Source organism: Pseudomonas sp. LAMO17WK12:I1 (assembly GCF_900177315.1).
In the GTDB taxonomy this organism is placed as follows: Bacteria; Pseudomonadota; Gammaproteobacteria; order Pseudomonadales; family Pseudomonadaceae; genus Aquipseudomonas; species Aquipseudomonas marginalis.
Genome location: NZ_FWZV01000004.1, coordinates 47,086 through 60,423, shown reverse-complemented (window position 1 = coordinate 60,423; position 13,338 = coordinate 47,086). Strand labels below are relative to the sequence as shown.

The 13,338-nt window shown below is 63.1% G+C and carries 11 protein-coding genes; 1 reads left to right on the top strand and 10 read right to left on the bottom strand.

Going from position 1 to position 13,338, the window contains the following annotated elements; genetic code table 11:
• Positions 1–17: 17 nt before the first annotated feature.
• From lysS to B9N88_RS07890, 10 genes are all read right to left on the bottom strand, one after another.
• On the bottom strand, positions 18–1,520 hold the full coding sequence (lysS, locus tag B9N88_RS07935; protein ID WP_027604516.1) for a lysine--tRNA ligase: 1,503 nt from the start codon (positions 1,518–1,520) through the stop codon (positions 18–20).
• A gap of 91 nt (positions 1,521–1,611) precedes the next feature.
• A protein-coding gene (gene prfB / locus B9N88_RS07930; RefSeq protein WP_098465888.1) for a peptide chain release factor 2 occupies positions 1,612–2,707 on the bottom strand; the annotation gives its coding sequence in 2 pieces (ribosomal slippage) (positions 1,612–2,634 and positions 2,636–2,707; 1,095 coding nt in all).
• A gap of 156 nt (positions 2,708–2,863) precedes the next feature.
• A complete protein-coding gene (locus tag B9N88_RS07925) occupies positions 2,864–3,865 on the bottom strand; it encodes a response regulator (RefSeq protein ID WP_027604517.1) in 1,002 nt (333 codons plus the stop codon).
• A 49-nt stretch (positions 3,866–3,914) separates the two neighbouring features.
• A complete protein-coding gene (locus B9N88_RS07920; RefSeq protein WP_027604518.1) occupies positions 3,915–4,925 on the bottom strand; it encodes a chemotaxis response regulator protein-glutamate methylesterase in 1,011 nt (336 codons plus the stop codon).
• A complete protein-coding gene (locus tag B9N88_RS07915; RefSeq protein ID WP_027604519.1) occupies positions 4,922–7,204 on the bottom strand; it encodes a hybrid sensor histidine kinase/response regulator in 2,283 nt (760 codons plus the stop codon). Before B9N88_RS07915 ends, B9N88_RS07920 begins: the two co-directional genes overlap by 4 nt.
• Entirely contained in the window at positions 7,201–7,902 is a 702-nt protein-coding gene (locus B9N88_RS07910) for a chemotaxis protein CheW (RefSeq protein WP_027604520.1), read from the bottom strand. The genes B9N88_RS07915 and B9N88_RS07910 overlap by 4 nt, the downstream gene beginning before the upstream one ends.
• Positions 7,899–9,152, bottom strand: coding sequence for a CheR family methyltransferase (locus B9N88_RS07905; RefSeq protein WP_027604521.1), 1,254 nt, complete (start codon positions 9,150–9,152; stop codon positions 7,899–7,901). Before B9N88_RS07905 ends, B9N88_RS07910 begins: the two co-directional genes overlap by 4 nt.
• Positions 9,149–9,661 carry a chemotaxis protein CheW gene (locus tag B9N88_RS07900; protein WP_027604522.1) on the bottom strand — a complete coding sequence of 171 codons (513 nt, stop codon included), beginning with the start codon at positions 9,659–9,661 and terminating at the stop codon, positions 9,149–9,151. The genes B9N88_RS07905 and B9N88_RS07900 overlap by 4 nt, the downstream gene beginning before the upstream one ends.
• Positions 9,661–11,283 carry a methyl-accepting chemotaxis protein gene (locus B9N88_RS07895; RefSeq protein WP_027604523.1) on the bottom strand — a complete coding sequence of 541 codons (1,623 nt, stop codon included), beginning with the start codon at positions 11,281–11,283 and terminating at the stop codon, positions 9,661–9,663. The genes B9N88_RS07900 and B9N88_RS07895 overlap by 1 nt, the downstream gene beginning before the upstream one ends.
• A gap of 218 nt (positions 11,284–11,501) precedes the next feature.
• Entirely contained in the window at positions 11,502–12,209 is a 708-nt protein-coding gene (locus B9N88_RS07890) for a tellurite resistance TerB family protein (RefSeq protein ID WP_027604524.1), read from the bottom strand.
• Positions 12,210–12,376: 167 nt separating this feature from the next.
• On the opposite strand from B9N88_RS07890, the gene B9N88_RS07885 reads away from it, so the two are divergent.
• Positions 12,377–13,288: a LysR family transcriptional regulator gene (locus B9N88_RS07885; protein WP_027604525.1), complete on the top strand. Its 912-nt coding sequence runs from the start codon at positions 12,377–12,379 to the stop codon at positions 13,286–13,288.
• Positions 13,289–13,338: the final 50 nt, after the last annotated feature.

The following is a 13,338-nucleotide window of genomic DNA, read 5'->3' as shown; positions in this document are numbered from 1 at the left end:
TTCGGATTTCGCTACATTTACGCTTGTGGCCGCATGTGCGGGAACAAGATCACATCGCGGATCGACGGCGAGTTGGTCAACAACATCACCAGGCGGTCGATGCCGATACCTTCACCGGCCGTTGGCGGCATGCCGTATTCCAGGGCACGTACGAAGTCGGCGTCGTAGTGCATGGCTTCGTCATCGCCGGCGTCCTTGTCGGCCACCTGGGCCATGAAGCGCTCGGCCTGGTCTTCGGCATCGTTAAGCTCGGAGTAGGCGTTGGCGATTTCGCGGCCGCCGATGAACAGCTCGAAACGGTCGGTGACGTTCGGGTTGTCGTCGTTGCGACGGGCCAGCGGCGACACTTCGAACGGGTACTGGGTAATGAAGTGCGGCTGTTCCAGCTTGTGCTCCACCAGCTCTTCGAAAATCATCACCTGCAGTTTGCCCAGGCCTTCGAAGCCGAGCACCTTGGCACCGGCTTTCTTGGCGATGGCGCGGGCCTTGTCGATGTCGTTGAGGTCGTCGGCGGTCAGCTCAGGGTTGTACTTGAGGATCGAGTCGAACACCGACAGACGCACGAACGGCTCGCCGAAGTGGAACACCTTGTCGCCGTACGGCACGTCGGTGCTACCCAGGACCAGTTGCGCCAGCTCGCGGAACAGTTCTTCGGTGAGGTCCATGTTGTCTTCGTAGTCGGCGTACGCCTGGTAGAACTCCAACATGGTGAATTCCGGGTTGTGCCGGGTCGAGACGCCTTCGTTACGGAAGTTGCGGTTGATCTCGAACACTTTCTCGAAGCCACCGACCACAAGACGCTTGAGGTACAGCTCAGGCGCGATACGCAGGAACATTTCCAGGTCCAGTGCGTTGTGGTGGGTTTCGAACGGCTTGGCTGCGGCGCCCCCCGGGATGGTCTGCAGCATCGGGGTTTCCACTTCCAGGAAGTCACGCTGCATCAGGAAGCTGCGGATGTGCGCGATGACCTGCGAACGCACGCGGAAGGTCTGGCGCACGTCTTCGTTGACGATCAGGTCAACGTAGCGCTGGCGGTAACGTTGCTCGGTGTCGGTCAGGCCGTGGTGCTTGTCCGGCAACGGGCGCAGGGACTTGGTCAGCAGGCGCACGCTGGTCATTTCCACGTACAGGTCGCCCTTGCCGGAACGGGCCAGGGTGCCTTCGGCGGCGATGATGTCGCCCATGTCCCAGGTTTTCACCGAGGCCAGGGTTTCTTCGGACAGGGTCTTGCGGTTGACGTAGACCTGGATACGCCCGGTCATGTCCTGGATCACCATGAACGAGCCACGGTTGAGCATGATGCGACCTGCCACCTTGACCGGGATCGCCGCTTCAGCCAGCTCTTCCTTGGTCTTGTCCGCGTACTGCTTCTGCAAGGCATCGCAGTAGTTGTCGCGACGGAAGTCGTTGGGGAAGGCATTGCCCTTGGCGCGCTCGGCAGCCAGCTTTTCCTTGCGCAGGGCGATCAGGGAGTTTTCTTCCTGTTGCAGGGCTTGCGGGTCGAGTTGTTGGTCGCTCATGTCTTTAAATTTTCCATCAGGTTCGTGGTCCCCGGCCTGCGGCCGGGGATCGCCGGCAAGGACTGGGCGTCCCTCCGGTTCCTACAAGGGGTTACAGGCCAGATTTCAGGCTGGCTTCCAGGTATTCGTCGATGTCACCGTCGAGCACCTTGTCGCAGTCGCTGCGTTCGATGTTAGTGCGCAGATCCTTGATCCGCGAGGCATCGAGCACATAAGAGCGGATCTGGTGACCCCAACCGATATCCGACTTGGTGTCTTCCAGGGCCTGGGAAGCGGCGTTGCGCTTCTGCATTTCCTGCTCGTACAACTTGGCCCGCAGCATTTTCATGGCGGTGTCCTTGTTCGCGTGCTGGGAACGTTCGTTCTGGCAGCTCACCACGGTGTTGGTCGGTACGTGGGTAATACGTACGGCCGAGTCGGTGGTGTTTACGTGCTGGCCACCGGCACCGGAGGAGCGGTAGGTGTCGATACGCAGGTCGGCCGGGTTGATCTCGATTTCCACCTTGTCATCGATCTCGGGCGAGACGAACACCGCAGAGAACGAGGTGTGGCGACGGTTGCCGGAGTCGAACGGGCTCTTGCGCACCAGGCGGTGTACGCCGATCTCGGTACGCAGCCAGCCAAAGGCGTATTCACCCTTGATGTGCACGGTCGCGCCCTTGATGCCGGCGACTTCACCGGCCGACAGCTCCATGATGGTGGCGTCGAAACCGCGCTTGTCGGCCCAGCGCAGGTACATGCGCAGCAGGATGTTGGCCCAGTCCTGGGCTTCGGTGCCGCCGGAACCGGCCTGGATGTCCAGGTAGGCGTTGTTCGGGTCCATTTCGTGGCTGAACATGCGACGGAATTCAAGCTTGGCGAGGTTTTCCTCGAGACGGGCCAACTCGGCGACGACATCGCCCACTGCGCCTTCGTCGTTTTCTTCGACGGCCATGTCCAGCAGGTCGCGGCAATCGGCCAGGCCGGTGTTCAGTTCGTCGAGGGTGTCGACGATCTGCGCCAGCGCAGCGCGCTCGCGTCCCAGCTCCTGGGCGTATTCAGGTTTGTTCCAGACACTCGGATCTTCAAGCTCGCGATTGACTTCGGTCAGACGCTCATGCTTTTGATCGTAGTCAAAGATACCCCCGAATAGTTTCGGAGCGCTCGGACAGGTCCTTGATGGTGTTAAGGATCGGGTTGATTTCCATGGCGGGCAGCACTCGTTGGCGAACTTTTGAAAGCCGGCGAGTATAACGGCAAACGGGGACTAACGGCAGCCCGCTTGGCGAAAAGGCAGACTACGCAGGGTTAAATGTGGGAGGGGGCAAGCCCCTTCCCACCTTTTGATCTGCTGCGGCCTCGAGTCACTCGATACCGACCTGATTGCGCCCGTTGTGCTTGGCCGTATACAAGCCCTTGTCCGCCGCCATGATCAACCGGCGGCAATCGGTACCCTGCACCGGCGTCATGGTCGACAGGCCGATGCTGATGGTCAGGCTCGAGCCTTCCGCCGGCGCGATGTGCGGGATCTTCAGCGCGGCGACGGCCATGCGCAGCTTTTCCGCCACCAGGCGTGCCCCACCCGGCGAGGTGTTCGGCAATACCAGGGCAAACTCTTCGCCACCGTAGCGCGCCGGCAGGTCCGAAGGGCGGCTGCTGGCTTCGCGGATGGTGTTGGCCACTTTGCGCAGGGCTTCGTCACCCTCGACGTGGCCGAAGCTGTCGTTGTAGGTCTTGAAGAAATCCACGTCGATCATCAGCAATGACAGCTGGGTCTGGTCACGCATGGCGCGGCGCCATTCCAGCTCCAGGTATTCGTCGAAGTGGCGGCGGTTGGACAGCCCGGTCAGGCCATCGGAGTTCATCAGCCGTTGCAGCACCAGGTTGGTGTCCAGCAGCTGTTGCTGGCTGACCCGCAGCGCACGGTAGGCGGCATCGCGCTGCAACAGGGTCATGTAGGAGCGCGAGTGATAGCGGATGCGCGCCACCAGTTCGATGTTGTCCGGCAGCTTGACCAGGTAGTCGTTGGCCCCCGCCGAGAACGCCGCGCTCTTGATCAGCGGGTCTTCCTTGGTGGAAAGCACGATGATCGGGATGTTCTGCGTGGCCGGGTGGTTGCGGTATTCGCGTACCAGGGTCAGGCCGTCGAGGCCGGGCATCACCAGGTCCTGCAGGATCACCGTGGGTTTGATGCGGATGGCCTGGGCAATCGCCTGGTGCGGGTCGGCACAGAAGTGGAAGTCGATGTTTTCTTCGTGGGCCAGGCCACGCCGGACGGCTTCGCCGATCATGGCCTGGTCGTCGACCAGCAACACCATGGCGGCGTTTTCGTCGGTCTTGATGTCGTCGATCTGTAAATCATTCATGTGCAGTCACCTGAATTACTACCTGCAAGCCAGCCGCGGGAGGTGTGGATCATTTTGCAAATACCTCCAGCAATCGGGGCGCAATTCTATCCAGTGGGCGAATTTCAACAGCAGCATCAATCGCCGCCGCCGCTTTGGGCATGCCATACACCGCCGAGCTTTGCTGATCCTGGGCGATGGTCAAATAACCTTGTTCACGCATTAGCTTGAGCCCCTGGGCCCCGTCACGGCCCATACCGGTCAGCAGTACGCCGACGGCATCGCCATTCCAGTGGCTGGCCACGCTTTCGAAAAACACATCGATGGAAGGCCGGTAAATCTCGTTCACCGGCTCTGCGGTATAGGCTAGCGTGCCATTCTTCAATAAACGAATGTGGTGATTGGTGCCGGCCAGCAGCACCACCCCGCTTTGCGGCGGTTCGCCTTCGCGGGCCAGGCGTACCGGCAGGCCGGAAGCGCTGCTCAGCCACTCGGCCATGCCGGCGGCGAAGACCTGGTCCACGTGCTGCACCAGCACAATGGCGGCGGCAAAGTCCCGGGGCAACCCCTTGAGCAGGGTTTCCAGGGCAGCCGGGCCACCCGCCGAAGAACCGATCGCCACCAGGCTCTGGCGTTTGCCGGTGCTGCGCTCCGGCGTGGTTTCGGCGCGCACACGGCTGCCGCGCTGGCCGATCAGCCAGCCGATGTTGAGGATCTTGCGCAGCAACGGCGCCGCCGCATCCTTGGGGTTGCCCACGCCGAGCGCCGGCGTGTCCACCACATCCAGGGCGCCGTGGCCCATGGCTTCGAACACCCGGCTCACATTGGCCTGGCGGTCGACGGTCACCAGCAGGATCGCGCACGGGGTCTCGGCCATGATCTGCCGCGTGGCCTCCACGCCGTCCATCACCGGCATGATCAGGTCCATCAGGATCAGGTCCGGGGTCAATTCGGCGCAGCGCTGCACCGCCTCCAGGCCATTGCTGGCCACCCACACCACCTGGTGCAGGGGCTCGAAGCTCAAGGCACGGCGCAGGGCCTCCACGGCCAGGGGCATGTCATTGACGATCGCAATCCTCATGAGCGCGCGCCTCCGATCAGCTCCACCACGGCATCCAGCAGCGCGTCATCGTGGAAGCTGGCCTTGGCCAGATAATAATCGGCCCCAGCATCCAGGCCGCGACGGCGGTCTTCCTCACGGTCTTTGTACGACACCACCATCACCGGCAACGATTGCAGGCGACTGTCACGGCGCAGGAGTGTGACCAATTCAATACCGTCCATACGAGGCATATCGATATCAGTGATAAGCAGGTCGAAGTCTTCGGAGCGCAAGGCGTTCCAGCCGTCCATGCCGTCGACCGCGACGGCCACTTCGTACCCGCGATTGAGCAGCAGTTTGCGTTGCAACTCCCGCACAGTGAGCGAGTCGTCCACCACCAGTACCCGCTTGCGCGGTGCCTCGGTGGCCTGCTGGCTGCGCCGGGCGATGCGTTCCAGGCGCCCGGTGTTGAGCAGCTTGTCCACCGAGCGCAGCATATCTTCCACATCGACGATCAATACCACCGAGCCGTCGTCCAGCAAGGCACCGGCGGAAATATCCTGGACCTTGCCCAGGCGATCATCCAGCGGCAGCACCACCAGGGTGCGTTCGCCGATAAAGCGTTCCACCGCAATCCCGTAAACCGCATCGCGCTCGCGGATCACCACCACCTTCAAGGTTTCGTCATTGCTCTGCCCCGATGGGCGCTGCAACAACTGGCTGGCGGCGACCAGGCCCACATGCCGACCTTCGTGCCAGAAATGCTGGCGGCCTTCCAACTGCACAATGTCGTCGGGGGCCAGGTCGCACATGCGCTCGATATGTGCCAGCGGGAACGCATAGGCTTCCTCGCCGACTTCCACCACCAGGCTGCGCACCACCGACAGAGTCAGCGGCACCTCCAGGTGGAAGCGGCTGCCCTGCCCTGCCGTCTGCTCCAGCACCACCGCGCCGCGCAGTTGGCGGACCATATGCTGCACCGCATCCAGTCCGACACCGCGCCCGGACACTTCGGTGACCTTGTCGCGCAGGCTGAACCCCGGCAGGAACAGGAACGTCAGCAGCTCCTCTTCACTCAGGTTCAGGGCCGTCTCCCAGGTTGAAAGATGCCGATCGACGATGGTGCCGCGCAGGCGCTCCAGGTCGACGCCATTGCCGTCGTCACTCAGCTCCAGCACCAGCAGGCCGGCCTGATGGGACGCGCGCAGGCGGATCAGGCCTTCGGCGGGTTTGCCTGCCAGCAGGCGTTGCTCGGGCATTTCGATGCCGTGGTCGACGGCATTGCGCAATAGATGGGTGAGTGGCGCTTCGAGCTTTTCCAGCACGTCGCGATCGACCTGGGTCTTTTCCCCCTCGATCTCCAGGCGCACTTGCTTGCCCAGGCTGCGGCCGAGGTCGCGCACCATACGCACCTGCCCGGCCAGCACATCGGCAAACGGGCGCATGCGACACGCCAACGCAGTGTCGTAGAGCACCTGGGCACGCTGGCCGGCCTGCCAGCCAAACTCATCCAGCTCGGCGGTCTTTTCCGCCAGCAGCGCCTGGGCTTCGCTCAACAGGCGGCGGGTATCGGCCAGGGCTTCCTCGGCTTCGAGGCTCAAGCCCAGGGTCTTGAGCTGGCCATCCAGGGTATCCAGGGCGCGTACGCTCTGGCTTTGAATCCGTTTGAGACGCTGCATGCTGGCCAGGTAGGGCTTGAACCGCTGGGTTTCCACCAGGGACTTGCTCGAGAGGTCCAACAGGCTGTTCAAGCGCTCGGCGGTCACGCGTAATACACGTTCGCCACCTTCAGTCATGCGCCGGCCCTGACGCGGCGGATCGCTGGCGACGGGCGGTGCGGGCTCGGGCTCCGGCGGCAGCTCTTCGATAAGCGGCGCCGGGGCGGGCTCAGGCGCAGCGGGCAGCGGCACGACGTAGGCACTGGGCTGGGATGGATCCAGCAGGCGCTCCATCAACGCCACATAGGCGTCGATGTCCGCCGTGCCGACATCGTTGCCAGGGGTGGCGATACGCATCAGCAGGTCGGTGCCTTGCAGCAAGGCGTCGATATGTTCGGGTTGCAGGTACAGGCGGCGTTCCTGGGCGCTGACCAGGCAATCCTCCATGACGTGGGCCACGCTGACCCCGGCGTCCACCCCAACGATGCGCGCCGCGCCCTTGAGCGAGTGCGCGGCACGCATGCAGGCTTCAAGCTGGTCGGCCTGGGTAGGGTTGCGCTCAAGGGCCAGCAGGCCCGCGCTCAGCACCTGGGTCTGGGCATCGGCTTCCAGGCTGAACAGCTCCAGCAGCGAGGCGTCGCGCATCTGGTCGGGGGTCATGTGAGGCTCCGGGTCACGGCGGACAACAATTGCGCCTCGTCCAGCCACCGCAGGCTACGGCCTTTCCACTGCAACACACCCTGGGTGTAGCGCGCGCTGGCCTGGGTACCCGAGGCCGACGCCGCCTTCAGGGTGCGCTCATCGATGGCATGGATGCCATCCACTTCGTCCACCGGCACCACCACCGGGCCATCCTGCGCGGCGATGATCAGCATGCGCGGCATGATCCGCCCACCGCTGGCGCCCTGGTGGGTTGTTTCCAGGCCAAGCAACTCCACCAGCGACAGGCACGCCACCAGCGCGCCACGCACATTGGCCACACCGAGCAAGGCACGGGAGCGCTGGTGCGGCAGCGAATGAATCGGTTGCAACGGCGCCACCTCCACCAGGCAGCGGGTGGCGATGCCCAGCCATTCCTCGCCGAGGCGGAACACCAACAGCGAGCGGGTGACGATCTTTTCGTCAACCTCGGCAGCCGCCACCGGACGACGGTCGTCCTGCTGCAAGGCATAGCGGTCCAGCAAGCGCGTGGCGGCAGCCGAGTACACCGAACAGTTGCGGCAGTGGATATGCTCCACCAGCAGCGGGCATGACTTGTCGCCATGGATACCGATACGGTTCCAGCAGTCGTCGATGGCTTGGGTGTCGGCCAGGGTCAAGTCCAGGCCTGCGGTGTTGAGCGCCTCGGTGCTACTCATCGTTTGGACTCACTGTCTGCTCGCTCGCTGCGGGCGGCCCGCGCCTGTAAACGGCGCGCCCCCGCACTGTCGCCCTGGGACTCGAGCAAGGCGGCCAGGTGCATCAAGGCCTGCGGATGCTGGGGTTCCAGGTACAAGGCTTTTCGATAAAACCCCTGGGCTTCCAGGGCGCTGCCGGCCACGTCGCTGAGCAACCCCAGCCAGTAGAACACCTGGGCGGCCGGCGGGTGACTGTTCAGATACTGCTCACAGGCGGCGCGGGCCTCGGCACTTTTACCTTCGTTGGCCAGGCTGGCGATGCGGCTGAGCAAGGTGCCCGCATCGGAGGGCGGCGCCTTGATCGGCCCCGCCTGGTTGCTGGCCGTGCTGAACGGTCGCGGCTTGACCGGGACCGGCGCGGCGCTGCGCGGTGGCGTCGGCATGGGCACGAATACCGGCTCAGGCTTCACCGGCTCGGCCTGCCGGCTGAAGGCAAATGACTGCGGCACCCCAATCGAGCGCATGCCGTGGCGCCCCAGCAAGCTGCCCTCGGCGGGACCGATAAACAGCACGCCGTCCACATGGGTCAGGCCCTTGAGTACGTCGAAGACTTGCTTCTGGGTCGGCTGGTCAAAGTAGATCAGCAGGTTGCGGCAAAACACGAAATCGTAGCTCGCCTCGTTCGCCAGCAGCGTCGGGTCGAGCAGGTTGCCGACTTGCAGGCGCACCTGTTCGCGCACGCGGTCGGCGATGTGGAACCCGTCGCCGTATTCCGTGAAGTGGCGGTCGCGAAAGGCAATATCGCCGCCACGAAACGAGTTCTTGCCATACACCCCGCGCCGGGCGCGCTCCACGGACAGCGGGCTGACATCCAGGCCCAGGACCTTGAACTGGTGAGGCGCCAACCCGGCATCCAGCAAGGCCATGGCAATGGAATAGGGTTCTTCGCCGGTGGAACACGGCAGGCTGAGAATGCGCAGGGCGCGCATCTGCTTGATCTCGGCCAGGCGTGCAAGCGCCAGTCGGGCCAGGGTCGCAAAGGATTCGGGGTAACGGAAAAACCAGGTCTCGGGGACGATCACGGCTTCGATCAGCGCTTGTTGCTCGTCCTCGGAGCTTTGCAGGTGCTGCCAGTACTGCCCTGGCGTTTGCGCCTGCACGGCCTGGCTGCGCTGGCGCACGGCGCGCTCGATGATGGCCTCGCCGACCGACGCGACATCCAGGCCGATACGTTCTTTCAAGAAGGCAAAGAAACGCGGGTCGTTGCTCATAGGCTCAGCTCGGCAGAAAACAACAAGGCGCGCACATCGTCGGTGAGCACGTCATTCACGCCAATCCACTGCATCAGGCCCAGGGCATCCTCCCGCACCGGCCCCAGGTACCGCGCCTGGCGGTTATCCAGGCCGTAAGGCTGGAATTCCGCCGGGTCGCACCGCAGGGTGTCCGTCGCCTGCTCGAGGATCAGCCCGAGCCAGCGCGATTCGACCCAGGTGTGCGGCTGGTAATTGACCAGCACCAGGCGCGTACTCGTACGCGCCTGGGCCGCTGTGCCGAAGGTCAGCGCACTCAGGTCGATGACCGGCACCAACGCCCCGCGATGGGCAAAGATGCCCGCCACCCACAGTGGCGCATGGGCGATTGGCTTGAGCGGCAGGCGTGGCAACACCTCGGCCACCTCCGTGGCCTTGAGCGCAAAGCGTTCGCTGCCGATGTGAAACACCAGGAACAAGGCTTTTTTCGCTGCCGGAACGGCGCCGCGTTTAGCCGCGAGGTCGCTCATCAGACTTTGAAACGCGACACGCCGCTGCGCAGACCCACCGCAACCTGGCTCAGTTCATCGATGGCAAAGCTGGCCTGGCGCAGGGACTCCACCGTCTGGCTGCTGGCATCGCCCAGTTGCACCAGGGCATGGTTGATCTGCTCGGCGCCGGTGGCCTGGGCCTGCATGCCTTCGTTGACCATCAACACCCGCGGCGCCAGGGCCTGTACCTGATGGATGATCTGCGACAGCTGCTCGCCTACTTGCTGCACTTCGAACATGCCTCGACGGACTTCTTCGGAGAACTTGTCCATGCCCATCACGCCCGCCGAAACCGCTGACTGGATTTCACGCACCATCTGCTCGATGTCATAGGTGGCCACGGCGGTCTGGTCGGCCAGGCGCCGCACTTCGGTGGCCACCACGGCAAAACCGCGCCCGTATTCGCCGGCCTTTTCGGCCTCGATGGCGGCATTCAGGGACAGCAGGTTGGTCTGGTCGGCGACCTTGACGATGGTCACCACCACCTGGTTGATGTTGCCGGCCTTCTCATTGAGGATCGCCAGCTTGGCATTCACCAGGTCGGCGGCGCCCATCACCGAATGCATGGTTTCTTCCATGCGCGCCAGGCCTTGCTGGCCGGAACCGGCGGCCACCGAGGCCTGGTCGGCGGCGGTGGACACTTCGGTCATGGTGCGGACCAGATCCTTGGAAGTGGCAGCGATCTCCCGCGAAGTGGCACCGATCTCAGTAGTAGTGGCCGCGGTTTCAGTGGCAGTGGCCTGTTGCTGCTTGGAGGTGGCGGCAATCTCGGTGACCGAGGTGGTGACCTGCACCGAAGAGCGCTGGGCCTGGGACACCAGGGCCGTAAGCTCGGTCATCATGTCGTTGAAGCCGGTTTCCACCGCGCCGAACTCGTCCTTGCGCTCCAGGTTCAAGCGTTTGCTCAGGTCACCGGTACGCATGGTCTCGAGGATCTCGACGATACGCTGCATCGGCGCCATGATCGCGCGCATCAGCAGCAGGCCACACAGGCCGGCAGCGAGGATCGCCACGGCCAGCGACAGGAACATGCTGACCTTGGCCGAGGCAACGGCGTCGTCAATGGCGGCCGTCGCGTTGTCGGACACGGCCTTGTTTTCCGTGATGATGTCATTGAGCTTCATGCGCCCTTCGGTCCAGATCGGCGTCAATTGCTCTTCCAAGAGCTCGCGCGCGGCCGGCAGGTCATTGGCTTCGACGCGATCGAGTACCTGGGCCAGGACCTTGTTGTAATTGATGTGGGCGGCCTTGAAGTTGTCGAACTCCATGCGATCGGCCTGGCTATGCACGGTTTTTTCGTAATTGGCCATCTGCTGTTCGATACGCGATTCGAAGGCCTTGTAGTCCGATTTATCGCTATTGGTGAAGGTTTTATCCTCGCGCAGGCCAATGATATCGATGGTCTGCAAATAACTGTCGACCCATGCGCTGCGGATCATCGAACTGAGGTAAACCCCCGGCACCGCGTCGTCACGCACCGATTCCTGGCTGGCTTCAATCTTCAGCAACCGTGAGTAGGACACCACAACCATCAGCAGCATGATCGCGATAATGACCGCAAAGCTCGCCAAAATCCGCTGGCGCAAGGTCCAATTCTTCACAGTGTTTCCTCGAAGGGCCATTCAAATGGAGGGGAGTATAGCTGAGCAGAAGCCCTCATTTATCAATGGGTTTCGATGTGGCACACACACATTGCAAAAACGCCTGTGGGAGGGGGCTTGCTCCCGATTGCCGTGGGTCAGTTGCAGAGATTCGAACTGGACCACCGCTATCGGGAGCAAGCCCCCTCCCACAGGTTGGATTTGCCCGGCCCCGTTGGTTACTGGTTAAGCCGTACCTGCTTTTCCAGTTCCAGCTTCAAGCCCGGCTCGAGCTTGAGTTGGCGGGCCAATTCGTCCAGATACGCCTTTTCCATAAAGTTCTCCTCGTCCACCAGCATCACGCTGGCGATGTACATCTCGGCGGCCATTTCCGGGGTGCCGGCGGCGCGGGCGACGTCGGCCGGGTCCAGCGGCTTGTTCAGCTCGGCGTGCAGCCAGCTTTGCAGTTCGCGGTCGTTGTCCAGCTTGGTGAATTCACCTTCGATCAGTGCGCGCTCGCGCTCATCCACATGGCCGTCGGCCTTGGCGGCGGCGACCAATGCCTTGAGGATCCCCTGGCTGTGCTGCTCGACCTGGGCCGGTGGCAGGTGGTCGATGGTTTGCGGTTCGCCCTGAGGCGCGTTGGCCTGCTTGGCCTGCCAGTTGCCGTAGGCTTTGTAGGCAATCACGCCCAACGCGGCCAGCCCGCCGTAGGTCAGGGCTTTGCCGCCAAACTTGCGCGCCTTCTTGTTGCCCAGCAACAGGCCCATCGCCCCCGCCGCTAGGGCGCCACCGCCCGCACCGCCGAGCAGGCTGCCCAGACCGCCGCCGCCGAGCAGCCCGCCGAGGGCGCCTTTATCGTCCTGTTTGCGCTGGCCGCCGGTTTTATTCTGCAACATGTCCTGGCCGGACTTGAGCAACTGATCGAGCAATCCACGGGTATTCATTCGTAGCCTCCAGACACTAGGGTTCATGGACCAATAGGCCCTCAGCGTAAAACTAAGTGCCAAAAAGCCGCGATCTAGAGTGCTTCCAGATGTAACGCCACTGCCGTTCGCTAAAACCGATATACACTCGGACAAATCTATAAAAACACCCCACTGGTAATTCCAGCATGATGACCTTGCGTCAAATCCGGCATTTTATCGCCGTGGCCGAGACCGGATCGATCTCCGCCGCCGCGCAGACCGCGTTCATTTCCCAGTCCACCCTGACCCTGGCGATCCAGCAACTGGAGCAGGAAATCGGCGTCACCCTGTTCAACCGCCACGCCAAGGGCATGACCCTCACGCACCAGGGCCATCAGTTCCTGCGCCAGGCGCACTTGATCCTCGCCACCGTCGACAATGCCAAGCGCAGCCTGCAACAGAGCACCGACCAGGTCGCCGGGCAATTGATCATCGGCGTGACCAGCCTGGTCGCCGGCTACTACCTGGCGGATTTGCTCACCCGCTTCCAGCGCGCCTACCCCAACGTGGAGATCCGCGTGATGGAAGACGAACGCCCGTATATCGAGCATTTGCTGGTCAGCGGCGAGATCGATGTGGGCGTGCTGATCCTCTCCAACCTCGAAGATCGCCACGCCCTGCAGACCGAAGTCCTCACCCACTCGCCCCACCGCCTGTGGCTGCCGGCGCAACACCCGCTCCTGGAGCACGACAGCATCAACCTCGCCGACGTGGCAAACGAGCCGTTGATTCAGCTGAACGTCGACGAAATGGGGCATAACGCCCAGCGCCTGTGGGCCGCTGCCGGCCTGCAACCGCGCGTGACCCTGCGCACCGCCTCCACCGAGGCCGTGCGCAGCCTGGTGGCCGCGGGCCTGGGCGTGTCGATCCAACCGGACATGACCTACCGCCCCTGGTCCCTGGAGGGCGACATTATTGAAGCGCGGCCGATTGCCGACCTCAGCCAGACCCTGGACGTCGGCCTGGCCTGGCGTCGGGGCACCGCGCGACCGGCCTTGGTGGATCCGTTCCTCACCGTTGCGCGGGAACAACCACACCCGCGCAAGCCATCTATTTAATCGAATGCTGCATTCAGTATTTAGTATTTGTTGACCTCGCGCCTGACCTC

Coding starts and splice junctions, on each gene's coding strand:
- lysS (WP_027604516.1), bottom strand. CDS start 1,520: ATGAGCGACCAACAACTCGACCCGCAAGCCCTGCAACAGGAAGAAAAC.
- B9N88_RS07925 (WP_027604517.1), bottom strand. CDS start 3,865: ATGAATGATTTACAGATCGACGACATCAAGACCGACGAAAACGCCGCC.
- B9N88_RS07920 (WP_027604518.1), bottom strand. CDS start 4,925: ATGAGGATTGCGATCGTCAATGACATGCCCCTGGCCGTGGAGGCCCTG.
- B9N88_RS07915 (WP_027604519.1), bottom strand. CDS start 7,204: ATGACCCCCGACCAGATGCGCGACGCCTCGCTGCTGGAGCTGTTCAGC.
- B9N88_RS07910 (WP_027604520.1), bottom strand. CDS start 7,902: ATGAGTAGCACCGAGGCGCTCAACACCGCAGGCCTGGACTTGACCCTG.
- B9N88_RS07905 (WP_027604521.1), bottom strand. CDS start 9,152: ATGAGCAACGACCCGCGTTTCTTTGCCTTCTTGAAAGAACGTATCGGC.
- B9N88_RS07900 (WP_027604522.1), bottom strand. CDS start 9,661: ATGAGCGACCTCGCGGCTAAACGCGGCGCCGTTCCGGCAGCGAAAAAA.
- B9N88_RS07890 (WP_027604524.1), bottom strand. CDS start 12,209: ATGAATACCCGTGGATTGCTCGATCAGTTGCTCAAGTCCGGCCAGGAC.
- B9N88_RS07885 (WP_027604525.1), top strand. CDS start 12,377: ATGATGACCTTGCGTCAAATCCGGCATTTTATCGCCGTGGCCGAGACC.